This is a genomic window from Arthrobacter sp. LjRoot14 (assembly GCF_964253905.1).
In the GTDB taxonomy this organism is placed as follows: domain Bacteria; phylum Actinomycetota; class Actinomycetes; order Actinomycetales; family Micrococcaceae; genus Arthrobacter.
Genome location: NZ_CAXURL020000001.1, coordinates 2,952,599 through 2,977,635 on the forward strand (window position 1 = coordinate 2,952,599; position 25,037 = coordinate 2,977,635).

The 25,037-nt window shown below is 67.0% G+C and carries 22 protein-coding genes; 9 read left to right on the top strand and 13 right to left on the bottom strand.

What is annotated here, in order from left to right; genetic code table 11:
• Positions 1-47 precede the first annotated feature (47 nt).
• Positions 48-875, bottom strand: a complete 828-nt coding sequence (locus ACSQ12_RS13285) for a hypothetical protein (protein WP_436065699.1) — start codon at positions 873-875, stop codon at positions 48-50.
• Between the two features lie 99 nt (positions 876-974).
• Here ACSQ12_RS13285 and ACSQ12_RS13290 point away from each other — a divergent pair, with 99 nt between their 5' ends.
• From ACSQ12_RS13290 to ACSQ12_RS13300, 3 genes are all read left to right on the top strand, one after another.
• Positions 975-1,637 carry a DUF1684 domain-containing protein gene (locus ACSQ12_RS13290; RefSeq protein ID WP_209743779.1) on the top strand — a complete coding sequence of 221 codons (663 nt, stop codon included), beginning with the start codon at positions 975-977 and terminating at the stop codon, positions 1,635-1,637.
• A 69-nt stretch (positions 1,638-1,706) separates the two neighbouring features.
• Positions 1,707-2,537, top strand: a complete 831-nt coding sequence (locus tag ACSQ12_RS13295; RefSeq protein ID WP_436065700.1) for a fumarylacetoacetate hydrolase family protein — start codon at positions 1,707-1,709, stop codon at positions 2,535-2,537.
• Between the two features lie 35 nt (positions 2,538-2,572).
• A complete protein-coding gene (locus ACSQ12_RS13300) occupies positions 2,573-3,079 on the top strand; it encodes a GtrA family protein (protein ID WP_436065701.1) in 507 nt (168 codons plus the stop codon).
• Between the two features lie 32 nt (positions 3,080-3,111).
• Here ACSQ12_RS13300 and ACSQ12_RS13305 read toward each other — a convergent pair whose 3' ends face one another.
• The 6 genes from ACSQ12_RS13305 to ACSQ12_RS13330 all read right to left on the bottom strand — a co-directional run bounded on the left by ACSQ12_RS13305 (position 3,112) and on the right by ACSQ12_RS13330 (position 9,579).
• The gene (locus tag ACSQ12_RS13305; RefSeq protein WP_436065702.1) at positions 3,112-4,257 is read right to left on the bottom strand and encodes a cysteine desulfurase family protein; all 1,146 of its coding nucleotides are present in this window, start codon (positions 4,255-4,257) and stop codon (positions 3,112-3,114) included.
• 7 nt (positions 4,258-4,264) lie between these two features.
• The gene (gene nadC, locus ACSQ12_RS13310; RefSeq protein WP_436065703.1) at positions 4,265-5,179 is read right to left on the bottom strand and encodes a carboxylating nicotinate-nucleotide diphosphorylase; all 915 of its coding nucleotides are present in this window, start codon (positions 5,177-5,179) and stop codon (positions 4,265-4,267) included.
• Positions 5,176-6,939 (bottom strand): L-aspartate oxidase, encoded by a 1,764-nt coding sequence (locus ACSQ12_RS13315; protein WP_436065704.1) that lies wholly within the window; start codon positions 6,937-6,939, stop codon positions 5,176-5,178. Before ACSQ12_RS13315 ends, nadC begins: the two co-directional genes overlap by 4 nt.
• Positions 6,936-8,258, bottom strand: a complete 1,323-nt coding sequence (nadA, locus tag ACSQ12_RS13320) for a quinolinate synthase NadA (RefSeq protein ID WP_436065705.1) — start codon at positions 8,256-8,258, stop codon at positions 6,936-6,938. The genes ACSQ12_RS13315 and nadA overlap by 4 nt, the downstream gene beginning before the upstream one ends.
• Complete coding sequence (locus ACSQ12_RS13325) at positions 8,255-8,965, bottom strand: NUDIX hydrolase (RefSeq protein WP_209743754.1); 711 nt, start codon at positions 8,963-8,965, stop codon at positions 8,255-8,257. The genes nadA and ACSQ12_RS13325 overlap by 4 nt, the downstream gene beginning before the upstream one ends.
• Before the next feature lie 143 nt (positions 8,966-9,108).
• Complete coding sequence (locus tag ACSQ12_RS13330) at positions 9,109-9,579, bottom strand: Lrp/AsnC family transcriptional regulator (RefSeq protein WP_209743751.1); 471 nt, start codon at positions 9,577-9,579, stop codon at positions 9,109-9,111.
• Between the two features lie 173 nt (positions 9,580-9,752).
• Here ACSQ12_RS13330 and ACSQ12_RS13335 point away from each other — a divergent pair, with 173 nt between their 5' ends.
• From ACSQ12_RS13335 to ACSQ12_RS13355, 5 genes are all read left to right on the top strand, one after another.
• Positions 9,753-11,138 carry an amino acid permease gene (locus ACSQ12_RS13335; protein WP_436065706.1) on the top strand — a complete coding sequence of 462 codons (1,386 nt, stop codon included), beginning with the start codon at positions 9,753-9,755 and terminating at the stop codon, positions 11,136-11,138.
• 290 nt (positions 11,139-11,428) lie between these two features.
• A complete protein-coding gene (locus ACSQ12_RS13340) occupies positions 11,429-12,385 on the top strand; it encodes a thiamine pyrophosphate-dependent enzyme (RefSeq protein ID WP_436066998.1) in 957 nt (318 codons plus the stop codon).
• The gene (locus tag ACSQ12_RS13345; RefSeq protein WP_436065707.1) at positions 12,378-13,457 is read left to right on the top strand and encodes an alpha-ketoacid dehydrogenase subunit beta; all 1,080 of its coding nucleotides are present in this window, start codon (positions 12,378-12,380) and stop codon (positions 13,455-13,457) included. The genes ACSQ12_RS13340 and ACSQ12_RS13345 overlap by 8 nt, the downstream gene beginning before the upstream one ends.
• Positions 13,450-13,779, top strand: a complete 330-nt coding sequence (locus tag ACSQ12_RS13350) for a biotin/lipoyl-containing protein (RefSeq protein WP_043482513.1) — start codon at positions 13,450-13,452, stop codon at positions 13,777-13,779. The genes ACSQ12_RS13345 and ACSQ12_RS13350 overlap by 8 nt, the downstream gene beginning before the upstream one ends.
• Positions 13,780-13,783: 4 nt before the next feature.
• Complete coding sequence (locus tag ACSQ12_RS13355; protein ID WP_436065708.1) at positions 13,784-14,611, top strand: alpha/beta fold hydrolase; 828 nt, start codon at positions 13,784-13,786, stop codon at positions 14,609-14,611.
• Between the two features lie 96 nt (positions 14,612-14,707).
• On the opposite strand, the gene ACSQ12_RS13360 is transcribed toward ACSQ12_RS13355, so the two are convergent.
• The 3 genes from ACSQ12_RS13360 to ACSQ12_RS13370 all read right to left on the bottom strand — a co-directional run bounded on the left by ACSQ12_RS13360 (position 14,708) and on the right by ACSQ12_RS13370 (position 18,287).
• Positions 14,708-16,042: an MFS transporter gene (locus ACSQ12_RS13360; protein ID WP_209743735.1), complete on the bottom strand. Its 1,335-nt coding sequence runs from the start codon at positions 16,040-16,042 to the stop codon at positions 14,708-14,710.
• Between the two features lie 192 nt (positions 16,043-16,234).
• On the bottom strand, positions 16,235-17,689 hold the full coding sequence (hpaB, locus tag ACSQ12_RS13365; RefSeq protein WP_436065709.1) for a 4-hydroxyphenylacetate 3-monooxygenase, oxygenase component: 1,455 nt from the start codon (positions 17,687-17,689) through the stop codon (positions 16,235-16,237).
• Between the two features lie 61 nt (positions 17,690-17,750).
• On the bottom strand, positions 17,751-18,287 hold the full coding sequence (locus ACSQ12_RS13370) for a flavin reductase family protein (protein ID WP_436066999.1): 537 nt from the start codon (positions 18,285-18,287) through the stop codon (positions 17,751-17,753).
• Positions 18,288-18,454: 167 nt separating this feature from the next.
• On the opposite strand from ACSQ12_RS13370, the gene ACSQ12_RS13375 reads away from it, so the two are divergent.
• Entirely contained in the window at positions 18,455-19,189 is a 735-nt protein-coding gene (locus ACSQ12_RS13375; protein ID WP_436065710.1) for an IclR family transcriptional regulator, read from the top strand.
• 12 nt (positions 19,190-19,201) lie between these two features.
• Here the strand turns inward: ACSQ12_RS13375 and ACSQ12_RS13380 are convergent, their stop codons facing one another.
• From ACSQ12_RS13380 to ACSQ12_RS13390, 3 genes are all read right to left on the bottom strand, one after another.
• Positions 19,202-20,647 carry an MFS transporter gene (locus ACSQ12_RS13380; protein ID WP_436065711.1) on the bottom strand — a complete coding sequence of 482 codons (1,446 nt, stop codon included), beginning with the start codon at positions 20,645-20,647 and terminating at the stop codon, positions 19,202-19,204.
• Positions 20,648-20,789: 142 nt separating this feature from the next.
• The gene (locus ACSQ12_RS13385) at positions 20,790-23,861 is read right to left on the bottom strand and encodes an AAA family ATPase (protein WP_436065712.1); all 3,072 of its coding nucleotides are present in this window, start codon (positions 23,859-23,861) and stop codon (positions 20,790-20,792) included.
• Positions 23,858-25,030, bottom strand: coding sequence for an exonuclease SbcCD subunit D (locus tag ACSQ12_RS13390; RefSeq protein ID WP_436065713.1), 1,173 nt, complete (start codon positions 25,028-25,030; stop codon positions 23,858-23,860). Before ACSQ12_RS13390 ends, ACSQ12_RS13385 begins: the two co-directional genes overlap by 4 nt.
• Between the last annotated feature and the right edge of the window lie 7 nt (positions 25,031-25,037).

Sequence of the window (25,037 nt, forward strand, 5' to 3'; positions counted from 1 at the left end):
GAACAGTACCCGTGCCGGCCGGTGGGGTTTACGGGCGGGCGGCGGGACTAACTTTTGATCTTCAGAGACATTAGCATCCGCTGGACATTCGCGAATTCAGAGCCCTCGTTGACGTACTTGGCCGCCTGGTCAAGGGTATCGAAGGCCTTGGCGGGGGCCACTTTCTCGTCCGGGGCGAACGCCTTGAGCGCGGTCAGGTCACCGAACGAGACATCCCCCTTGCCCTCCGGACCGCGCACAATGTTCTGCAGGGCGCAGGCTCTGCCGTCGCTTCCTCCCACCACGTTGGTGATGCCGTAGGAACCGAAGTACCTGTAACCCTGGATCACACGGAAAACCACGTGCGGCGCAATCAGACCGTCTCCTTCGCGGTGCGGCAGGTCCACCGGAACGCTGCTGACCACCACGTACGGCTTTCGGGCCGCTTCCTGGCAGGCGGCAGCCGACGGCGATGGCAGGCCGGTCTGCAGCGTCGCCAGATAACCTCCCTTGGCATCCTTGACTTCGATCTTGATGGCCCCCGGAAGCGTCCCCTGGTCGGGAGTGACGGACTGCGCAATCCAGTCCTGCGGCAGTTCAAAACTGACGTTCCTGCCGGAATCCGAGAAGACCTTCCACGCCGCCGCCGTCGCGCCGGCGGACGCGGATTCCGTACCCGTTGGCGAAGATTGCGCTCCGGTGTCCGTGGCGCCGGGAGTTGCCCCTGGCGACGCCGCCGGGGACGTGCCCGCCGTCGTCGTGCTTTCCGTTGGACTGCCACCCGCCGTCCAGGCGGGTTCCCCCTTGCCCTCGCCGCTGCAACCGGACATCACTACGGCTGCGACGATGAACGCCGCCCCCAAACGCGCCCTGCGGGCTGCTGCCTTCCCTGTCATGACGCAAGCGTAGCCGCGCCGCCGCCGCAGTCGCTGCGTTCCGGGCGGAGTGTTGGCCGGGCGGGGTTTCCCGTCCGCAAAGAGGGTTACGCTGGGGACATGGCGGAACAGCACTTTGACACGGAGCAGGACAGCGTAGCGGACATCTCGGCCCTGGACATCGCCGACTGGAGGATCCGCACTTTCGCCATGTACCAGAACGTCCGGAGAATAGCCGCGGACAGTCCCGCTGAGGCCCACTCATATTGGCGCCAGGAACGCGACCGGATGTTCGGCACCCACCCGGCATCCGCGCTCACGGCGGAAGCCAAATCCACCTTCAGCGGCCTCCGGACAGCTGACTACGACCCCATTTACCGTTTCCACGTTCCCCTGACAAAGGAGGGCGCCGGCCGGGAGATGAATGTTGAGACCGGGACCGACGGCGTTGTCAGGTTCGTACGCCTGGGTACCTTCGACCTGCCGGAGATGGGCCAGCTGGCCGTCTGGAAGCTGCACGGCTACGGCGGCGGCATCTTCGTGCCCTTCCGGGACGCGACCGCGGGACAGCCCGGCGGCAGTTACGGCGCCGGACGGTACCTGCTGGACACGATCAAGGGAGCCTTCCACGGGGTCCAGGGATCAGGGCCCGGCGCCGAATTCATCCTGGACTTCAACTTTGCGTACAACCCGTCCTGCGCCTACAACGAAGCCTGGGCATGCCCGCTGGCGGGTCCGTCCAACCGGCTTGCAGTGGAGATCCCGGCGGGCGAACTGTACTGACCGACTTCCCCGGGAGCCGCTCGGCCGAAACAGTCCGCCCCGGCCACGGGCAGGACGTAGGATGTCATAATGACCGCCATCCAGCCGCGCCGAATTGCCCGGGTCCGTCCGCACTCCCCCGCCTCCGCGCTTGAACAGTTCTTCGTTGCCAACGACGCCCACGACTTCGGCGGCGACACGGGAAAGCTTTGGACAGTCATCGACAGCCCCTTTCCCGGCTCCCTGGCGAACGCCGGAGCCGCTCCGCGGGCAGGCTGGGAGCCTGGCTCCGCTGTCCACGAGGACTCATTCACTTTCCTGGCACCCAGTGTTCCAGCCAATGTCCTGGGCATGGCCCACAACACGGGGCAGTCCGGCCGGGACCTTCCTCCCCAGGCCTTCCACAAGGCAGCCACCAGCGTGGTGGGACCGGGCGACGCCATCGAACTCGCGCCGGGAGTGGGGCACGTGGACCCGGAAGCCGAGCTGACCGTCGTCGTCGGACGCAAGGCCCGCGGGCTGACGCTGGAGAATGCGCGGGAGGCCGTTCTCGGCTTCACCATCGGCAACGACGTCACGGCCAGGGAGTTGCAGAAGACGGACGAGCTGTGGATCAGCGCCAAGAGCCAGGACACGTTCACGCCGGCGGGACCGTGGATCGTGACGGGCCTGGATACTGTCGCACTTTCGATCGGCATCGTGCACAACGGCAGTGAACTCAGGGCTGCCAGCTCGGCGGACCTTGGCTGGGGCGTTGACGAAATCCTGGTGTACCTGACGTCCTTCATGACGCTCCACCCCGGAGATCTGGTCCTCACGGGATTTCCTGCCGAAAGCGCGCGGCTGCACCCCGGGGACACGGTGACCTGCCGCGTCGAGGGAATCGGCGAACTGACAAACCCGGTCAGGGGCGCTGCCTGACCGAATATGCCGGCGCGGTGTGGCAGGCTTGAGCGATGGAATCACCTGCTGCGCCCGCCGTCCCGCTGACGCAACAGTCCGGTTCCGCAACTGCCGCGCGGCGCCTTCCAGCCACGAAACACTACCGTGGCATGCTTCGCTTTCCGGCCGTCCGGCAGCTGCTCCGGTTCACCGGCGTGGGCATCGTGTGCACGGTGACCTCACTTGCCCTGTACGCCCTGCTCCGGCCCTGGCTGGGGTCCCAGCTGGCCAATGCCGCAGCGCTGATCATTACCTCGGTCATGAACACGGCCCTGAACCGGCGGCTCACGTTCAAGATTTCGGGCCGCGGGAAAGTTGGCAGGGATCACCTGAGCGGCCTCGTGGTGATCGTCATTGCGCTGGTGATCACCGGCGGCAGCCTCGGCGTGCTGCACTGGCTCAACCCGGAGGCCACCATGTCGGATGAGCTGTGGACCACCACGCTGTCCGGGTTCCTGGCAACCGCCGTGCGCTTCGCGCTCCTGCGGCACTGGATCTTCCGCCGCGCACGGCACCGCTGACGCAGCACCGCTGCCGGCGCGATGTTGCCCGCCTAGCGGATACCGAGCGTCAGCACACTGCCAACGGCGTTCCTGACGGCTGCTGCGGCTTCGTGCAGTTCCGCCGCTGTCACTGCGGCATCAAAGCTGAAGCGGACGGCGGTCTGGGCAACTTCGGACCGAATGCCCATTGCCAGTAGCACCGGCGAGGCGGCGTCGGACCCTGCCGCGCAGGCCGATCCGCTGGAGCACACCACGCCTTGCCGTTCCAGTTCAAGGAGCACTGATTCGCCGCTGGTTCCCGGGAAGCAGAACGAAGCCACCGACGGCAGCCGCTCCAGCGGGTGGCCGGTCAGCTGCGCGCCAGGGACTCCCGCCAGGACCTCGCGGATGAATTCGTCCCGCAGGGCGGCCACGTGCTCCTGTTCGGGGCGGACCAACGACAGCGCGGTGGCCAGGGCCACGGCGCCGGCAACGTTCTCTGTTCCTGAGCGGCGGCCGCGTTCCTGCCCGCCGCCATGGAGCAGGGGCTCAACGCGGGTGCGGCTCCGCACGAACAGGGCCCCGTTCCCTTTCGGCGCCCCGAGTTTGTGCCCGGAGATGCTCATGGCGTCCACGCCCAGAATCTTCGTGTCCAGCGGCAGCCAGCCCGCAGCCTGGACGGCATCGGTGTGGAACGGAATCCCCGATTCCCGGGCCAGGCCGGCGAGCTGCCGGATGGGCTGGACGGTCCCCACCTCATTGTTGGCGTACATCACGCTGACCAGCGCGGTCTCCGGACGCAGGACAGCCGCCAGGGCGTCCGGCGTGACCTGCCCAAAGCCGTCCACCGGGACGATATCAACGGTGAACCCGTGGAAGCGTTCGAGGTAGCGCGCAGATTCCTCCACCGCGGGATGTTCGACGGCGCTGATCACCACGCGGTTGAGGGCCGGGTCCGCAGCCTGCCGGGCCAGCGCGATGCCCTTTACGGCGAGGTTGTCCGCCTCGGTGCCGCCGGAGGTGAAGGTGATCTCGGCCGGACGGCAGTTCAGCGCCCTGGAGGTGGCTGTGCGGGCGGTTGCGAGCGCCGCGGCGGCGGACTCGCCGAGCGAGTGGTGGCTCGACGGGTTCCCGAATTCGCCGGTGAGGTAGGGCCACATGGCTTCCAGCACTTCGCGGCGGACCGGCGTGGTGGCCGCTGCGTCAAGGAAGATCATGGCCGGTTCAGCCCACCGTCAGTTCAACGTCCAGGCCCAGGTCAAGGGCGATGACGCTGTGGGTGAGGCCGCCGATGGAAATGACGTCCACACCCGTGGCAGCGATCGCTGCCACGGTCCCGAGGTTGACGTTGCCGCTGGCTTCCACCCGTGCCCGCCCGTCCACCAGGGCCACTCCGGCGGCCAGTTCCTCGAGCGTGAAGTTGTCCAGCATGATGGTGTCCACACCGGCGGCGAGGACCGGCTCCACCTGTTCCATCCGGTCCACTTCAACCTCGAAGTGGGTGGTGTGGCCGAGCTGCGCCTTGGCCGCCCTGAGCACAGCGGTGAGTTTCGCCGGGTCCCCTCCGGTGATGACCGCGAGGTGGTTGTCCTTGGCCAGCACGGCGTCGGACAGGCTGAAGCGGTGGTTGGCGCCGCCGCCGCAGCGAACGGCATAGCGTTCCAACACGCGCAGGCCTGGCGTCGTCTTCCGGGTGTCCGTGATCCGGGCTTTGGTTCCCTGGACGAGGTCCACGAATTCAGCGGTTTTTGTGGCGATCGCACTCAGCCGTTGGACCAGGTTCAGAGCCACGCGCTCGGCCAGCAGGACCGCGCGGGCGTTGCCGGTCACCCTGGCCAGCGGCGTCCCCGCGCCAAACCGTTCGCCGTCCGCCACCAGCAGCTCGACGACGGCGTCCGGGTCCGTGAGCTTCATGGCCGCTGCGAACACGGTTCCTCCGCTCAGGACTCCCGGCACCCGGGCGTTCAGCACCGCCGTCGCGCGGGCCTCCGCGGGGATGAGGACCTGCGAGGTGATGTCGCCATAGGGGGCATCCTCGGCGAGCGCAGCGCGCAGCACATCCTGCACTGCTGCTTCGGGAAGGCTGCCGGTCAGCGCAACGCCCGTCAGGGCTGTCGTTTCAACGGCTGTGGTGGTCATGAGGAGATCCTTTGCATGGAATGGGTGGGGGCGGGCGCATGATCCGTGTCGGCCCGGTGGTGGGCGCCCACGGATACCGTCCGTTTCCGGGCTGCCTCCACCAGCAACCGGGCGGCCAGCAGCAAGTTGCGGTCCTCGTGTTCGCGGGGGTCCCGGGCTTCAGTGGAACTGATTGAAGCCTCCCACAGGGCAAGCTGCGCGGCTGCGGCGTCGAGTTCCGCACCTGTGCGCAACACCCCGGCAGCACCCGTCATCAACCGCCCCAGAGCGCCACGGGAAAACGGCCCGGGTTCAGTCACAGTCCTAACAACACCTTCGGGGGCCTCCGCTGGGGAACTTTCCCCGTACGCGAAAGTGAGATGTGAGTCGTCGACTGCGGGTGTTCCGGAAGCGTGCGTCAAGGTGAGGCCGCCCGCGGCCGAGACAGCACGCGGAGGAACGCCGGCAGCCGAGACCCAACCCGGCTCCCCATCAAGGAAGGACTCCACAGCACGCCGCCCGAAGACCAGCCCTTCGAGCAGCGAATTGCTGGCCAGCCTGTTGGCGCCCTGGGCGCCGGTGCAGGCCACCTCGCCCGCTGCGTAAAGTCCCGGAACGGTGGTTCGCCCGTCCACGTCCGTTACCACTCCGCCCATCCAGTAATGGGCGGCCGGAGACACCGGCAGCGGTTCAGCGGTCCAGTCGAAGCCTGCTGCTGCCGTGGCGGCGGAGATCGTGGGGAACCGCCGTGCCAGGAAACCGGAGCCCCTTGCTGCTTCAATGCCCCGGGCGTCGAGGAACACCGGACTGTCCGCCGGTGCGCCGGTCCGGGCCAGATGCAGCGCGATGCTGCGGGAGACGACGTCGCGCGGCGCGAGTTCCGCGTCCGGATGATAGTCCGGCATGAAACGGTGGCCGTCGGCAGCCAGCAGCACCGCGCCTTCGCCGCGGACTGCTTCAGACACCAGCAGGGGCGGCGGGCCGCCTGCTGTCTCCGGCATCGCCATGGTGGTGGGGTGGAACTGGAAGAATTCGAGGTCGCCCACCACGGCGCCGGCGCGCCAAGCCAGCGCCAGTCCGTCCGCCGTGGCAACCGGGGGGTTGCTGGTGCGTGCGAAGATCCTGCCCGCGCCGCCGGTGGCGAGCAGGACGCCCGCCGCAGGCAGTCTCTTGAGTTCGCCGTTCTGCAGGTAATTCACGCCGGTCACCCGGCCGTCCGCCGTCGTCAGTTCAGTGACAAACGCACCGGTTTCCAGCCGGAGCCGGCCGGACACCGCGCGCTCCAGGACGGCGGCGATCAGGCCGCGGGCAATGCGGGCTCCGGTGGCGTCTCCACCGGCGTGCAGGATGCGTGGCGCGGAATGGGCAGCCTCCAGCCCCAGCGCGGTGTCCCCCTGCGCGTCGGCGTCGAAAAGGACTCCGTACCGCCGCAGACCGGCGATGTCCCGCACTGCTTCCGTGCAAAGGATCCGCACGGCTTCGAGGTTGTTCAGACCCGCACCTGCTGCCAGCGTGTCGGCGACATGCGCATCCACGGTGTCGCCGGGGGCGGCTTCGCCGGGCTCCAGCACGGCCGACACGCCGCCCTGGGCGTAGAAGGTGTTGCTGTGCTCCAGCTGCCCCTTGCTCAGCAGGACAACGTCCGCCGCGGTGCCCCCTTCGGCGTCGGCCGCCAGCAGCGCTGCGTAGAGCCCGGCAATCCCGCTGCCCACCACCACGAGGCGGCGGCGCTGCGGCGCATCTTCGAGCGCGCCCTTGCGGGCCGCACGGGCCGTGGTCACGGCCGCGCCGCCAGCATCCGCTCGAGGGCTACGCGCGCGGGCGCTGCAACGTCGTCGTCAACGGTGATGCGGTTCAGGGTTTCACCGTTGACCAGCGCCTCCAGCACCCAGGCGAGGTAGCCCGGGTGGATCCGGTACATGGTGGAGCACGGGCAGATCACCGGGTCCAGGCAGAAGATCGTGTGCCGGGGGTACTCCGCGGCGAGCCGGTTGACCATGTTGATCTCGGTGCCGATGGCAAACGTGGTCGGTTCCGTGGCCGCAGCGATGGCCTTCCTGATGAAGTCGGTGGACCCCGCGGAATCGGCGGCGTCCACAACTTCCATCGGGCACTCGGGGTGCACAATCACGTTGATGCCCGGGAACTCGGCGCGGGCCTTCTCGATCTGCCCCACGTTGAAGCGCTTGTGCACCGAGCAGAAGCCGTGCCAGAGGATCACGCGGGAATCGAGCAGGGTCTGTTCGTCGTTGCCTCCGAAGTCCTTGCGCGGATTCCACAGGGGCATCTGCTCCATCGGCACGCCCATGGCCTTGGCGGTGTTGCGGCCCAGGTGCTGGTCCGGGAAGAAGAGGACCCGCTGGCCGCGCTGGAAGGCCCACTCGAGAACCGTGGCGGCATTGGATGACGTGCAGACGATGCCGCCGTTCTCGCCGCAGAAGCCCTTGAGGGCGGCGGAGGAGTTCATGTAGGTGACCGGGATGACCGGAACCCGGCCGTCGGCGTCGGGCTCGGTGCCGAAGAGTTCCTCCAGCTGTTCCCAGCACTCGGTCACGGAATCGATGTCCGCCATGTCCGCCATGGAGCAGCCCGCTGCGAGGTTGGGCAGGATGACCGCCTGGTCAGGCTTGGACAGGATGTCCGCGGTTTCCGCCATGAAGTGCACGCCGCAGAAGATGATGGCTTCGGCGTCCGGCCTGGTGAGAGCGGCATTGGCCAGCTGGAAGGAGTCGCCCACGAAGTCGGCGTATTCGATGACCTCGTCCCGCTGGTAGAAGTGCCCCAGGATAACGGCTTTGTCCCCGAGGGTTGCTTTGGCGGCCCTGATGCGGGCGTCCAGTTCCGCGTCGCTTGCCTTCTTGTATTCCTCCGGCAACTGGCCCTGGCGCGGGGTGGCGGCGGGGGCGACGTCGGCGCTTGAGGCGCCCGGACCGTAGGCGGGCACACCGGCGAGGGCTTCGGCGAGATCGTAGTCCCAGGGCCCGCGGGCCAGTGCCGGGCTACACGTTGCAGCAGCGGCAGTGCCGGCTGCAACGCCTGCGGCCTTTCGTTCGGCCTGTTCGCGAGTGATCAACTGGATTGCCGTGTTGACGCTGCTCATGGTGTGCTCCTGTTATCTGGGTCAAGGCCGGGGCGGCCGGTAAAGCGGTAGAGGCGGGGAGGGCGGTGCTTCCCGCCCTGCAGGTATTCGCCGGTTTCTTCGATTTCCGGCGTGGACTTGAGCTGGCGGCGGAAGTTTGCCGGATCCAGCTCACGGTCAAGGACGGCTTCGTAGACCTCCCGGACCTGGGCCAGGGTGAAGTACTCCCCCAGCAAGTGGTAGGCAACGGAACCATAAGCCAGCTTGTTCCGCAGGCGTCCGAGGGCGTAGTCCACGATCGCGTTGTGGTCGAAGGCCAGGTCTCCCAGGCGGTCCGCGCGGAACCACCTGACGTTTTCGGACTCGTCGGCGAGCGCGGCTTCCGTGGGCTGGACCAGCGCCCAGTAAACGATGGACACCACGCGCTGGGTCGGAGAGCGGTGGAGGCCGCCGAAGGCGTAGAGCTGCTCCAGGTAATTGGGGGCCAGCCCGGTGGTTTCCCGCAGGTTCCGGGAGGCCGCATCCTGCAGGGATTCGGCGTGGGTCAGCGGACCTCCGGGCAGCGCCCACAGGCCCTTGAACGGCTCACGGATGCGGCGCACCAGCGGGAGCCACAGTGTGGGACGGCCGGACGTCTCGCTGGGGCGGAGGGCAAAGATCACCGTGGAAATGGCGAGCGACGGCGGCGCTGACTGCCGCTCAGCAACGTTGGCAGAGCTTGTGTACACAGCGGTTCACCCCGCTTTCCTCGCGCCTGGCGGCGCCTCTGAGCTTCGGCCGGCGTCCCCGTCGGGGGCGCTTCGGCTAGTTATAGTCAATATGACTAGAACTAATGGTACGACTGCCCGGCCCTGAGGCAAAATGCTTCAGGTCACATTGCGGCAGCAGCCTCGAGCAACGGCAGGGTCCGGCCCTGGAAGTGGGTGTTCAACACGATCACGGACGAGGACCGGAGCACCGTCTTTGTGGCGATCATGGCATCCAGAACCCGCTGCAGGTCAGGGTTGGACCGTGCCACGACCCGTGCCATCAGGTCCGAACTGCCGGAAACCGTGTGGATTTCCGTGAGTTCAGGAATGCGGGCAAGCGCTTCGACCACCGCGTCATGGCCCAGGTCCTGGTTGATGGTGAGCGAACAGAACGCCACCACGGGATAGCCGAAGCGGGACGGGTCCGGCTGGGGTACCCAGGACCCGATAACCCCGCCGGCGGTCATCCGGTCCAGCCGGGACTGCACCGTGGCGCGGGCAATCTTCAGGACCCGCGAGGCTTCGAGCACCGACGCCCTGGGTGAATCCGTGAAGAATCGGACAATTTTTGCGTCCAGCGTGTCCACGTTCATCGATTTTCCTTTCAACCCGGCCAAACAGGTCACAGATCGCCGAAAAAGAAGGCGCTTCTCCCGCAAACTGCCCCCATGCTCTCACGAACGGAGTGCGAAGCGTTCCGCCCGGGGCGGTAAATTCAATATGTCCCAAAAGGACCAGACCACCGACCACAAGAAGGTTCGCAAGCATGACGATGAAGTCCACCGCAGAGCGCCCATCCACCTCGCTCGGCCACAGCATGAAACCCCGCCAGCTCACCATGATGGGACTGGGAAGCGCTATCGGAGCCGGACTGTTCCTGGGCTCGGGGGCGGGCGTCCAGGCCGCAGGGCCGGCCGTCCTGATCTCCTACCTCGTGGCCGGCACACTGATCATCCTGGTCATGTGGGCCCTGGGTGAGATGGCTGCAGCCAACCCGAACAGCGGCGCGTTCTCCGTCTATGCGGAGAAAGCCATGGGCCGCACCGCCGGGGCAACCGTGGGCTGGCTGTGGTGGCTGCAGCTGGTGGTGGTCATTGCCGCCGAGGCACTTGGCGCAGCCGGCCTGCTGTTCACGGTGTGGCCGGTGGTTCCCGTCTGGGCGCTGTCCCTGGTCTTCATGGCCCTCTTTACGGTCATCAACCTGGCCGGCGTGAACAACTTTGGCGAATTCGAGTTCTGGTTCGCGATCCTCAAGGTGGCGGCAATCCTGCTGTTCCTTGGCATCGGAACGGCCCTTCTCCTGGGCCTGCTGCCTGACGCGCCAAGCCCGGGCCTGGGCAACATCACCGGCAACTTCGCGCCGGCAGGCCTCGGTGGAATTGCTACAGCGCTCTTTGTGGTCATCTTCGCCTTCGGCGGCACTGAGATCGTGAGCGTGGCTGCGGCTGAGACCGAGAACCCGCGCCACAGCGTGGGCCTTGCCATCCGTACGGTGCTTTGGCGAATCCTCGTGTTCTACGTCGGCTCCGTCTTTGTCATTGCCGCGGTCCTGCCGGCGACTTCCGAATCCCTGTCGTCACCGTTCGCCGGTGTCCTCGACGCCGCACGCATCCCGGGTGCCGGCACGGCCATCACCCTTGTGGCAGTCATCGCGCTGTTGTCCGCCCTGAACGCCAATCTCTACGGCTCCTCCCGGATGATCTACTCCCTGGCCCAACGCGGCGAGGCTCCGCGCTTCCTGTCGAAGCTGAACAAGGCCAGGGTGCCGGTGGTTGCCGTGGGCGTATCCGTGGCCTTCGGCTTCATTGCCGCCGTATTGGAGCTCCTTTTTCCGGAACAGATCCTGCCGGCGCTCTTCCAGCTGGTGGGCTCAACCTGCCTCATGGTCTGGGGTTCCGCCCTCATCTCCCAGCTGATCCTGCGCCGCAGGGCGGACCGTGACGGCACTGAGCTTCCGCTGCGGATGAGGGGGTTCCCGGGCCTGACGATCTTCGGGCTTGTCCTGCTGGCACTGATCTTCGCCGTCGGCTTCAGCGGCGCCGAGAGCAGCCGGCAGCTCTTCAGCACCATCGCCCTGGTTGCCGGGATTGCCGGCGCCTGCTGGCTCGGGGCACGAGTGGCAGCGTCGCGGCAGGGCAGCGCAGCCAAGTAGGCCCGCTCCCCGACCAAGTCGCGCCACGGCTGCGGACCACTCCCGATTCCGCTAAACAAATTGCTATGCGATGCGGCCCTGCTCATGGCAGCTTTCGGCAATCTGGCTAGCGAATCATGAACTGATTGCCGGGCATTCCGCGGGTGACTAGGGTCACAGTTATGGATACCTCGCCTTCCCCCGCCGCCGGCAACGACGCCGGCCGGCTTCCGGGACCGCTCTCCGGCCAACTGTCCGGCCAGCCGGCCGAGCCGCTGACCGGTGACCAGCTCCGTGAACTGTATTCGCTGATGGTGGCCGTGCGGCACCTGGACACCTCGGCGATCGGCTGGCAGCGGCAGGGCCTCATCCCCGGCTACGCCCCCGAGCTGGGCCAGGAGGCCGCACAGGTGGGAAGCGGCTACGCCGTGGACACCACCCGCGACTTTGTCTTCCCCACCTACCGCGAAATGGGCGTGGCCCGGGCCATGGGCGTGGACATGGTGGCGTATATGTCCACGCACAAGGCCACGCGGCACGGCGGGCTCTACAACCCCCTGGAATCCCGGCTTGCACCCATCCAGGCCGTGGTTGGCGGTTCCGTGCTCCACGCCGTGGGCTGGGCCCACGGCCAGACCCTGGATCAGACGGACGGCGTGGCAATGGCGTATTTCGGCGACGGCGCATCCTCCCAGGGCGACGTCCATGAAGCCATGAATTTCGCGGCGGTCATGAAGGCCCCCGTGGTCTTCTTTGTCCAAAACAACGGCTGGGCCATCTCGGTTCCCACCGAACGCCAGGTGGCCGGCGGCTCGGTGGCGGCCCGCGCTGCCGGCTACGGCATCCCGGCACTGCGGATCGACGGGAACGACGTGGTAGCAGTGGTGGATGCGACCCGGCGCGCCTTGGCGCACGCACGGGCCGGCCACGGCCCGGTCCTCATCGAGGCGATGACCTACCGCCGCGGCCCGCACTCCACGTCCGATGACCCTGGCCGGTACCGTTCGCTCAATGAAGAGCGCGACGACGCAGGGGAAGACCCCCTGGAGCGTTTCCGGAAGGGGCTGCTCGCCGACGGAGTCGCCGACGAGGCCTTTTTCGCTGAGGCACTCGCAGCCGCCAAGGCCGAAGAAGAACACGTCCGGGCGGGGATCCAGTCGCTCGGCTCACGCCCCGGCGTCGAAATGTTCGACCTGGTCTTCCAGGAAACCACGCCTGCCCTGCAGGCCCAGGCCGCCAACTGGCGCGAGGAGTCCGAACATGTCTAACGCCATCCTAGAAAGCGGGGCCGCCATGGCCGACGGAACTCCACGCCACGGAGTGGAACAGCTTTCCATGCAGCAGGCCCTGAACCGGGCCCTGGACGAGGTGCTGGCCGGCAACCCGAAATCGCTGGTCTTCGGTGAGGACTGCGGCCGGCTGGGCGGCGTGTTCCGGATTACGGACGGTCTCCAGGCGAAGTACGGCACCGGCCGGGTGTTTGACACCCCGCTCGCCGAGTCAGGCATCCTGGGCATGTCCGTGGGCCTGGCCATGGCCGGATTCCACCCCATTCCCGAGGTCCAGTTCGACGGCTTCGCCTATCCGGCCATCAACCAGATCGTCTGCCAGATCGCCCGGATGAACTACCGCAGCCGCGGCACCATGCCGATGCCGATCACCCTGCGCGTGCCCAGCTTCGGCGGTATCCGCGCCCCGGAGCACCACGGGGAAAGCCTTGAAGCGCTCTTTGCACACGTGCCCGGGCTGAAGGTGGTCTCGCCGTCGAACCCGCACGAGGCCTACCACCTGCTCAAGTACGCCGCCACGCGGCCGGACCCCGTGATCTTCATGGAGCCGAAGTCCCGTTACTGGCAAAAAGGCGAGGTCGACTTCGACTCCGCGGACCCGTCCGGTTCCCCCGGTGGTGGCTCCCCCGCGGGAGGCGCCCCCACCGGCGCGAAGGTCATGCGCGAAGGCCGCCACCTGACCCTGATTGCCTGGGGCGCCATGGTGGCCCGCTGCCTGCAGGTGGCCGGGCTCGCCGCGGAGGACGGAATCGATGTGGAGGTCCTCGACCTGCGCTGGCTCAAGCCGATCGACGAAGCCGCACTGGCGGCGTCCGTACGGAAGACGCGGCGCGCCGTCGTCGTCCATGAAGCACCGCGGACTTCGGGGCTCGGCGCCGAAGTCGCCCAACTGATCACACAGAGCTGCTTCGACACCCTCAAGGCTCCCGTGGAACGAATCACCGGCTTCGACGTCCCGTACCCCTCCGGCGACCTCGAAGACGAATACATCCCGAACATTGACCGGATCCTCTTCGGAATCCAGCGAGTATTGGAGTACCGCCGTGGCTGAAATTTCCTTCCCGCTTCCCGATCTCGGTGAGGGCCTGATCGAGGCGACCGTGCTGGAATGGCTGGTTTCACCCGGTGACCAGGTGGAGCGGAACCAGCCGCTCGTCGAGGTGGAGACCACCAAATCAGCTGTTGAACTGCCCAGTCCGCAGGCGGGTAAAGTGGTGCGTATCCACGGCGGGCCCGGTGACAAGATCAATGTCGGCGAGCCCCTGATTGTGTTTGAGGTACCGGACAACACCGCCGGTATCGTGGGCACGGTCCCGAAGGAAGAGGCACCGAAGCGCCGGGTCCGCCTGAGCGCCGTACTTGATGAGGACTGACACCATGAGCGGCAGGCACACCGGCGAGCAGCACCACCACACTGTGGAGGGCACCGACCCCCAGCTTTACGTGGAGGTGCACGAGCCGGAAACCGATGCCGGCCTGCGGCCCGTCCTCCTGCTCCACGGATTCTCCTCCTCCACCAAGCTCAACTGGCAGGACACCGGCTGGCTGGCCGCGCTGCTGGACGCCGGCCGCCGCGTCATCACCGTCGACCTGCCCGGCCACGGCCGCAGCGGAGCCCCGGAAGACATGGACTCGTACAGCCCCAGCAGGATCCGCGCGGACCTCCTGCAGGTGGCGTTCGACGCCAGCGTCCGTCCTTTGCGCGACGGCGACCCCGCCAGCGGGCTTGATGTGATCGGCTACTCCCTCGGGTCCCGGCTCGCCTGGGAATTCGGCGCCACGCAGCCCGAACTGGTTCACCGGCTGGTGCTCGGCGGCCCCAACATCGCGGACCCGCTGGCGGCCTTCGACCTGGTGGCCGCACAGCGCTACCTCGCCGACGGCACGCCCATCGCGGACGAGTCCACGGCCGCCCTCCTGAAGATGGCCCTGGGGCTGCCCAGCAACAACATCTTTGCCCTGCTGTCCCTGGTGGAAGCGATCAAGGGCGAGCCTTTCGATCCTGCCGAAGCCGTCCCTCACATGCCCATGCTGCTCGTCGCCGGGGACAAGGACGGCCGCGCCGCAACCATGCCCGAGCTCGCCGAACTGGGTGCAAAAACAGGGGCGCTCGTGGAGCAGCTGCTGATTCCCGGCCGGAACCACAGCAATGTGATCACCAGCAGGGCGTTCAAGCAGGCGGCAACGGAGTTCCTGGGCGTTTAGTAGTCCCGGGGCCTGCCGGACAACGCAAAAGCGGGCGCGGACCGTATGGTCCGCGCCCGCCGTCGTGCATGCAACGCCGCTTGGTTCAGCCAGCGGCTAGTGGTGGCTGCTGACGCCCAGCGGGCGGCCCTTGGTTTCCCCGGCCAAGAGTACACCGATTGCCGAAATGACGCACAGGATCATGATGTAGATACCGATCGAGCCGGTCCACTTGGTGCTCTGCAGGAGCGTCTCCGCGATGGTGGCCGCAAAGGCACCGCCCAGGATCGCACCGAACGCATAGCCGATGGAGATGCCGGAGTAGCGCACGTTGGCCGGGAACATCTCGGCGTACATGGCGGACATGGGGCCGTAGGACAGCCCCAGGCCGACGGTCAGCACGAAGAGTGCCACGCCGTAAAGCATGATGTTCTTGGTGTCGATCAGGGCGAACATCGGAATCATCCAGGCGAACACGATGCCGTAGCCGATGAGGAACGTCTTGACCCGTCCGATCTTGTCGGAAAGCCAGCCTCCCACCAGCGTGAAGATCAGCCAGCCGAAGGAAGCCAGGGTGGTGGCGAGGAGGATCTCCGCGACCGGCATCTTCAATGACTTGGTGGCGTAGGAGATGAAGAACGCGATCAGCAGGTAGCCTGCCGCGTTGTTGCCGATGAAAATCATGGTGGAGTAGAGCACCGACTTCTTGTGGGACTTGATCAGCTGGCCGAGAGGCGCCTTGGCCTTCTCCTTGCGCTCGATCATTTCCTGGAAGACCGGGCTTTCGGCCACCGCACGGCGGATCAGGTAGCCCACGACGATCAGCACGATGGACAGCAGGAACGGCACCCGCCAGCCCCAGGAAGCGAAGTCTGCCTTGGACATGCCCGTGTTGAGGAAGTACAGCAGGCCGGTGGCCAGGATCATGCCGACGGGAACGCCGATCTGCGGGTAGGCGCCGAACAGCCCGCGCTTGCTCTTCGGAGCGTGCTCCACGGCCATCAGGGCGGCGCCGCCCCATTCACCGCCGGCAGAGAAGCCCTGGATGACGCGGAGCAGGATCAGGAGGATCGGAGCCCAGACGCCGATGTCCTTGTAGGTCGGCAGCATGCCGATCAGGGCAGTGGCGGCGCCCATCATAACGAGGGTGAAGACCAGCATGGCCTTGCGGCCCAGGCGGTCGCCGAGGTGGCCGGCGATGATGGCGCCGAGCGGACGGAACAGGAAGCTGATGCCGATCAGCGCGAAGGACAGAATCTGCGCAAGTCCCGGGTTGGCGTCGTTCAACGGGGCAAGGAACAGTGGGGACAGCAGCGTCGCTGTCAGCTGGGCGAAGATGAAGAAGTCGTACCACTCGATGGTGGTGCCTACCAGCGTGCCTGCGAGGACTTTCCGTTCCTCGTGCTTGCTGCTGGGACCCGCCTCTGAATCGACGTGTGAAGTTGCGGTCATTGGAACTCCGTGGCTGTGGGCAGTACCGATACGTGCTACTACCGAATGTGGAATGACGTCGAACGAATTACCGATCGAACGGTCAGTTGGTATGAGGATACTCGAATGTGTGACAAAGCGCACTAAATCTTTCGGGTTCTGCCGCCTACGGCCTTTTGGGCTTCGGCAGCAGGGCCCTGTCAGGCGGGACGGTCAGTCCTGCCTGCTGAGGAATTCGCGGACCCTGGCACGGACCGGCTCGCGGTCGTAGCTGCTCACGAGGGCGCCGGCCATCCGGACGGGATCTCCGAAAAAGAAATACTCATAGAGGGACTGCCGGCCCGAGAACCCCGAGATGGAGGCGTCAAAGGCAAGCTTGAACAGGCGGACGCGCTCCGGGCCGGTGAGCGTCTTACCCTGCAGGTACATCTCAATGTCCGCCCTGGCCTCGCTGTTGACATCGGCTTCACCGGGTAATGCCATCAGCCCGGACGCCGAGAACTTCCGGATGATCTGCGGGAAGCGCTGGGCAATCTTGGGGTACCAGTTCCTGGCGGCATTCAGCGTGGTCCACTTGGGCAGCATGACGCCGGCCTCGTTCAGGCCGGCGTCAGCCTCCGACGCACGGACCAGCGCCTTGCCGATCTCGACGTCGATGATCAGTTCCGCGATGTCCTCCTGGATGTGCTGGAAGCCGTCGATTCCGATGGACTCTGCCAGCTCTGATGCCAGGCCAAGGAAGAACTCGCTTTTGGCGATGGTCCGGGTTACCACCTGGTGCGTCATGAGGGCGCCCGCGCCGGTTTCCGTATAGAAGGCGTTACAGAGCTGCGGGTGGCCGAGCATGAAAATCCGCTCGCTTGGCACGAAGACGTTGTCGAAGATGGCCACAGCGTCCATTTCCTCATAGCGCGAGGCCAGAGGCTCGTCGTGGGTGCTGCCGCCGTTGTACAGCGAAGTGCGGCAGAGGTAGCGCAGGCCCGGAGCATCATTGGGGATGGCAAAGGCGTAGGAATAGGGGGCATCCTCCGGCGTGCCCCGCAAGACGGTGGACGGAAACACCAGGAGCTCGTCGGCAATGGGAGCGATCGTGGCCAGCATGCGGGCGCCGCTGATCACTATGCCGTCATCCCGCTCCTCGATGATGCGCGCCGACAACTGCCCACCCATCTGCTCAGAGCCCGAGACCGAGCGGTTGACCTGGGGCGGGATGAGGGTGTGCGTGGCCAGGACGTCGTTTTCCCGCGCCCATTCGTAGTACCTGCGGATGTTCTCGCCGAACGCGGGGTCGGCCTGGGCGAACCACTTTTCCGCGGTGCTCAGCGCGGTCAGGGAGGAATTCATATAGTCCCCGGAGCGGCCCAGGAAGCCATTGGAGGATTCGGCCCAGGTGGAGATGGCCCGGCGGCGGCGCTGCAGGTCCTCGATGGTCCGGGGAACCAGGAAGGACGCGTTCACCAGGTCGCCCGTGGAGGGCGAGGTGTACGTCAGCGCTTCCTGGTAGGCGGGGTCGTGCTGCATGTCGAAGAGCTTGGCGTAGGACCTGGCCACGTTCCTGAACGCGGGATGCTCGGCGATTTTTTCACTGACGACTTCCCCGTCGATCACCACGTGGGGCGTCATGGCGTTGAGTTTGTCCAGGTACTGTCGGCCGGTGCGGATGCCCATAGTTCTTTCTCCAGTCTTCGTTGAGCTGCAGTGCGCTTCTATCTGATGCGGGAGGTCGGGGCTACAGCAGGTCCTCCATGCCCAGCTGGCTTTCCGGGATGGTGGTGTAGCTGCCGTTCGCAAACGCCAGGGCGTCGCCGCTGCGGTAGTCGAAGTTCACCACTTCCCCGAGATACAGGGTGTGGTCGCCGCCGTCGTATTCAGCCCAGGGCCTGCACTCGAAGTACGCCAGGACACCGGCGAGGCGCGGCGCCGTGCCACCTTCCACCCACCGGGGTTCCGGCCCGGGCCAGCCGGCGAAATGCGTTGCCAGATACAGCTGTTCGGCACCCAGGATGTTCACCGCAAACGGACGGCCCGCGAGCTCGTCGTGCGCCCTGGCCGTCCTGGCAATGCTCACCAGGACCAGTGGCGGCTCCATGGACACGGACGTGAACGAATTGACGGTGATGCCGTGCCGCTTGGTAGCGCCGTCGAAGGTCACGATCGCGACGCCGGTGGCGAACCTCCCGAGGCTCCCGCGAAAATGATGGGCCCTCGGAGCCGACGCGTGGCCGACGGCTCCGTGAGCCTCCCCCGGGCGGGGCTTGGCAATCATCATTGACCCCTTGGATGGTCTGCTCTGTTGTCGATTTCGATGGGAGTCATCCTTGAAATGTTCTATATTTGAACATATAGTTCCCATATAGAACGCTAGCTCAAAGTGAGTTGCAACACAAGACCCGCAGGGCGGAGCGCCACTGTTCCCGGCCTAGGATGGACAGCATGACTCAAACCGCCGGCGCCGGCACGCAGGCCGCGACCGCCCAGGCTTCCCCGTCGCAGACCCTTTCACGCGGGATCCGCGCGCTGGAAATCCTGGCGGAAGCCGAGCAGCCCCTCACCATCGCGGAACTTGCCGATGCCATGGGCGTCCACCGATCCGTGGCCTACCGCATCCTGCGCACGTTGGAGGATCATTCGCTCCTGGTCCGGGACGACGCCGGCAAGGTCCAGCCCGGACCGGGTCTGGCGGTCCTGGCCCGCGGCGTTTCACGCAACCTGCAATCGGCAGCCCTGCCTGAACTCACCCAGCTTGCGAACACACTGAACATGACGGCCTTCGTCGCGGTGTGGGACCACCAGGACTGCATCACACTGGTGTCGGTGGAGCCCAGGCATTCGGCAGCAACTGTGGTCCAGCACCCCGGCTCCCGGCACCCGATCAGCGCCGGCGCCCCGGGCATAGCCATCCAGTCGGCCCTCACGGAACAGGAATGGACCCTGTTGGCGCCGGACATCCCCTACCGGCCCGAGGCAGCCGAGGCCCGTCAACGCGGCTACGCGGCAAGCCATGATGAAGTCATTGCAGGAGTTTCGTCTTTGGCGGCCCCCATCAACGTGCCGGGCGGCCGTCCGGCGTCGGTTGCCGTCGTCTATATCCGCTCAACGCAGGACCCGGCCGAAGTGGCAGCAGCCCTGACGTCGAGCGCCGCACGCATCGAGAAGCAGCTGCTCTAGATCGTTCCCGCGTTAGCGGCCGCCCGTGCCGTTGCCCCGGCGGCTCGCTTTGCCGTTTCGGAGGACGACGGCGGCGGCGGTCCCCAGCAGGAACAGCGCCGTTGCGGCGCAGACCGGTACCAGGAACGCTGCGGAATACCCGTGGTGCTGCGCCAGCTGTCCGGCGACCGAGGACCCCAGTGCCGTGCCGGCAACAATGCCGCTGGCCAGGGCGGTCATCACGGTTCCCAGGCGCCCGGCAGGAGCCACTTCCCCGCCGATGGCGAACACGGTGACCATCAGCGGGCCCACCGGCAGCCCCAGGACGAGCAGCACCAGCACCATGGGGAACGCCGATTCCGGCAGCAACAGAAGCACCGCAAGGCCGGCCATCAGCACGGCGCTGACCATCCAGCGCGCCGGGAAGGTGAATCGCTTGGACCAGTAGGCGACACTCAGTGCGGCTGCGGCGGAACTGAGGCCCATCACGGCATACAGCAGTCCGGCAACCTCGGCCGTAGCAAAGCTCGCTGAGAAAGAGCTCAAGCCCGTCTGGGTGGAACCGAAGAATGTTCCCATGCACAGCATGGCCAGGAAAGGCAGGGCAACGGCAGCCATAGCGAGGGAACCGGTCGTCCGGGAACCGGCGGCGGAGTCCGCGCTGGTGGCCACGGCGTCGTGCGGCGCCGTCCGGTCCGCGACGGCCGGGGCGCTGCGGCCCCGGCGCACGCTTAGCGGTACGGCGAGGTGGGTGCGGTGGACCGCGAATGCGGGAACCAGGGTGAGCGTCAGGGCCGCGGCCACGGCCAGCGGCAGCCACGGAGCAATCAGGCTCGCGAGGATGCCCACCAGTGCAGGGCCGAGGACGAAGGTCAGCTCATCCGCGGTGCTCTCGTAGGACAGGGCGGCGTCCAAATCCTCCGCGTTGCCGCTTCTGCTTCGCGCGGTAAGGGCCATCCAGCGGACGCGGGCGAGCGGGCCCACCTGGGGACAGCTGGCTCCAGCCACGAAAGCCGCGGCAAGGACGGGGAGCGCCGCTGCCAGGTCCTGGCCCGCCGGAACGAGATACGCCATGAGGATCAGGGCCACCACCGCGGCAGTGTTGAAGACTGCGGCGAACAGCAGCACGGGGCGCTGTCCAAGCCGGTCCGCCCATGCACCCAGAACGGGCGCTCCCAGTGCTGAGCCGATGCCCACGGCACCGGCTGCTGCCCCGCCAACGGCGTACGAGCCGGTGACGGCCGTAACGAGTGTCAGGGCGCCTACAGTCAGCATGGCGAGGGGCAGTCGGGCGAAAAGGCCAATCGGGATGAAACCCTTGCCGGCCAGCAGCGGAAGCCGGGCGAATCGGCCTCCCGTGCCCGCAGGAGGGGCGGGGAAGCCCTGCCCGGACGGGGCTTCGGGCTTTGCGGTGTCAGCTGCTGCGGTTACGGCAGGGGGTGTGGCGGCGGGTGCCTGGGAAGAGAGTGAAGGGTTCATTGTTCCGGGTTCGCTCAATGGTGCGCATCGTCCCTCCTCCCGATGCGCGCGACCCGGTAACTCCTCAATTGTAGCCGAGGGCACGGTGCGTCTCCGGGCGGACCGGGCGGGAGGCGCGGGAAGCGCGGGCGGATCCGCCGGCTCAGGCCAGGGCGTCGTCCGAAATGTGGAGGGTGGAACCGTTCCGTCCCTTGACCACCTGGAGCTGGGTGCTGATGCGCTGCTTCATCTCGGGCACATGGCTCACCAGTCCGACCACACGACCGCCGTCCCTCAGCCCCTCGAGGGCATCCATCACTTGTTCCAGCGCCTGCTCGTCGAGGCTGCCGAAGCCCTCGTCCACGAAGAGCGTCTCGATGTCGACTCCGCCGGACTCCTGTTGCACCACGTCCGCGAGACCCAGCGCCAGGGCCAGGGAGGCCATGAACGATTCACCGCCGGACAGCGTGGCGGTATCCCTGCGCTGCCCGGTCCACTGGTCCACGACTTCCAGGCCCAGACCGGACTTGGCACCGCGGGCGGCTTTGGCGTCCGTGTGCTGCAAGGTGTACCGGCCATCGCTCATGCCGACCAGCCTTTCCGAAGCGGCAATGGCCACTTGCTCGAGCCTCGCCGCGAGTACGTAGCTGTTCAGGCTCATGCGGTAGGTGTTGTCACCGGCGCCGCGGGCGGCCTCGGCCACCGCCGTGAGCAGCGCGGCACGTTCCCGCGGACCTTGGCCCGACGCCGCGAGGCGGCCGTAGTCCTCCGCGATGCGGCGGAGGGTCAGGACTGACTTCTCGGCGAGCCCCGCAGCGACGACGGCTTGCCGGACAGTCCGTTCAGCGGCAGCGTCCTCCGCGCGGAGCTGTTCCAGCACGTCGGCCTCTACCGGGCCGTCCTCCTCAAGCTCGCGTGTGGCCAGGACCAGTTCCTCGCTGGCGAAAAGTTCCCCGACCCGGGCTTCTTCATCCTGGCCCGCGCGGATTGCGGCTTCGAGCAGCGCTGCTTCCGGGACCGGAAGCAGGACGGACCGGGCGGCCGCGGCGGAATCGAACCCGGACTCCGGAAGCGCCTGGTCCAGCTGCTGGCGGGCATCCCTGGTGCGCTGCCCGGCCTGTTCGAGGCTGCTCCTCGCGGCGTCTGTTCTTTCCAGGAGCGCCGTGGATTCATCGAGGGAGCCCAGGCGGCTGCCGAGTGTCGGGTAGCCCGCACGCAGTTTGCCCAGTGCGTTATCCAGGGCGTCCGTCTGTTCCTGGACTTCCATGAGGGTGGACTCAGTCTTCGCCATGCCGGAATCGGCTGCGGCCCGAGCCGATTCCGCAGCAGCGATGTGTTCGTCCAGTTCTGCCCGGCGCTCGCGGCTGGCGGCGAGGTCAGCGGCCGCCCGGACTGCCTCGTCCGCCCGCTCCTTCGCCCGGGCCGCGTCCGCGCGCGCTTCCTCCGGCGGGAGATCGCCGCCCTGGGCCGCCAGCACGGCGACCTGCTGCCGCGCTTCGGCAAGTTCTTTGTCCAGCGCTGCCAGGACCGCTTCCGCAGCCTCGCAGGCTTCCTGAGCCGCGCGTTCCGCGTCAGCAACGGCCAGCGCGGCCGTGGCCGCCGGAGCCGGACAAGGGTGCTCGGGGCTGCCGCACACGGGGCAGGGCTCCGTCGGCCGCAGCTGGGAAGCAAGCTCCGCAGCTGCATTGGCGAGCCGCTCTTCCCTCAGGTCCAGCCACCGCTGGCGGTGGTTTTGGTGGTCGTCCCGGGCCAGGCGGTGCCGTTCGGCAACGCCGGAACTGACCCGGACCGCTGCAGCGTAGCGGCCTACGACAGCTACGAGTTCCTCCGCGGCTGCGGCCTCTTTGGTCCGCAGCTGGGCTTCGGCAGCAAGCTCCTCAAGGGGTTTCACGCCCGCAAGCAATTCGGCGGCCTCCGCCCGCAAACCGTCGAGCGCGGCGGCGCCGGCCCGCCTTCCCTCACGCAATTGGTCAAGGGTCTTCCGAAGTTCCGCGCCGCGGGCCACCATCCCGGACAGCCTGGCTTCGTCCGGCAGCCGTTCCTCAAGCACCGCGCGGAGGGACCTCAGGCGGCTGAGTTCACTCCGTACGATTGCAGCATCGAAGAATTGTCCGTCCGCACTGCCGCTTTCCCGGCGGGCGGAGGCGGACAGGGCGGCGAGCTCGGCGTCCACGAGGACTGCAGCGTGCAATTCGCCGGCCGCCGTAGCCATGGCCCGGGCAGCCCGCTCCTCAGCGATGTCGGCCTTGTCCACGGCCTGCAATTGGCCGCCGAGTACCTCGGCCTTGCGGTGAAGGCCAAGCTGCCGTGCCTTTTCCCGGAGTTCGGGCGCTGCGGCGTCTGCAGCCGATCTCCGGCGTTCCGCCGCAGCAAGTTTGGCCTGGCGGGCAGCACGCGCTTCGGCGGCCTCGAGGCGGCGCGCAGCCCCGGCGCGTCCTGCTGCCGCCTGGTCCGCTTCGGCCTGCGCTGTCCCGGCCCTGGCCGCAGCGGTGTCCTGCAGCCACTCGAGAAGGAGTCCGGCGTCTTCCGGCGCTGCCGGGACATCCGGCAGTTCCTCTTCCGCCGGAGTTGCTTCGGACCTGGCCTGTGCCAGCAGGAGGTCCAACTGGCTGTTGAGGCTGGCCACCTGAGTGCGGGCATCCGCGGCACGCCTGGCGAGCTCCTGTTCCACGGCCTCAAAGCGCTGCGTGCCGAACAGGCTTTGGAGCAGTTCCAGCCGCTCGGCAGGCTTGGAGCGGAGAAAAGCGGCGAAGTCCCCCTGCGGCAGCATGACCACCCGGGTGAACTGCTCACGGTCCATGCCCAGCACGGAGCTGATTTCCGCGCCGGCTTCATCGTTACGGCCGGACTTCTCGATCCACTGCCCGTCAACGCGTTCGCGCAGCAGGGTGTTGGCCTTCTGTTCCGTGAATCCGTTCCTGCCCCTGGCGCTGGGCCTCTTCCACGCAGGAATCCTGGAGACTTCAAAGTGCCGTCCCTTGGCCGAAAACTCGCAGGTGACACGCGGTTCCGCGGCGGCGTCGGCGTGGTCGCTGCGGAGGCGCTTGCCCTCCTGGCGTGCACCGGGCACGGACCCGTACAGGGCAAAGCAGATCGCGTCCAGGACGCTGGTCTTGCCGGCGCCGGTTGCGCCGTTCAGCAGGAAGAGCCCGTGTGCGCTGAGCCGGTCAAAGTCGATGTGCTCGGTGCCCGCGAAGGGGCCGAAGGCGGAAATTTCGAGCCGGTGGATCCTCACAATGACATCTCTTCCAGCCGTGCGGCGTCGAGGGCTTCCCGCAGCACAGCCGCTTCGGCGTCGTCGGTGCTGCGGCCGCGGACGTGTTCCAGGAAACCGCAGCAGATGGACAGATCGTCATCTGCTGCGGCGAGCCTGGCGCTGTAACTCGTGCTCACATCAGCGGCTGCGCCTTCGGGCTCGAAGCCGAGGACCAGGGTGTCAGGAAAGCGGGCCCGCAGTTTGTCCATGGCCTGGGCGGGGCGCTGCGGGTCCGTCAGGGTGATCTGGCAATAGGCGGCCTCGGCCCAGGCATGTTCCTCGGCTGAGAGGAGGTGGTCGATGGTGCCACGCAGCACGGCGAGTGCCCGCGGCGCTTCCCAGAAGACCTCCGTGACGTCGGTGATGCCGGTGGCATCCGCTTCGACCAGCCAGCCGCCTTTCCGGTGCCTGGCTTCCGAGAAGGAGTAGGCAAGGGGCGATCCGGAGTAGCGGACGGTCGGCGACAGCGACTGCCGGCCGTGCAGGTGGCCCAGCGCGGTATAGCCGAAACCGTCAAAGAGGTCCAGCGGAACGGCTCCGACTCCACCGATGCTCAGGTCCCGTTCGCTGTCGGAGCTGATCCCGCCGCTCGCGAATGTATGGGCCAGCACAACCGGATGGACCGTCCTGGCCTTGGACCGGGTGGCCACGTCGGCCCGGATCATTTCCGTCGCCGCACGCGTCACTTCGAAGTGGCTGGCGGGGTCAACGCCCAGATGCCCGGCGACCAGCCGCGGCTCAAGCCATGGAATTCCGTAGATGGCCAGCACGGGACCATCCGCCGCGGCGTCCAACGGCAACAGGACCGGTACGTCCAGTTCGGCGAGCCGGGTACGCAGGTGCACTCCCCCGCGCTCCAGCAGCCGTGACGCAAAGCCGAGGCGGATGGCGGAATCATGGTTTCCGCTGGTGAGAACCACCTGCGCACCCGCCTCCGTCAGCCGCACGAGGGCGTCGTCCAGCAGGCGGACCACGTCAACTCCCGGCAGGGCGCGATCGTAGACATCACCGGCGATCAGGACAACGTCCACTTTCTCGTCGCCAACGAAGTCGACCAGCTGGTCAATGAAGCCCTGCTGGGCGTCCAGCATGCCGACGCCGTGGAACGACCTGCCCAGGTGCCAATCGGAAGTGTGCAATAACCGCATGTTCTTA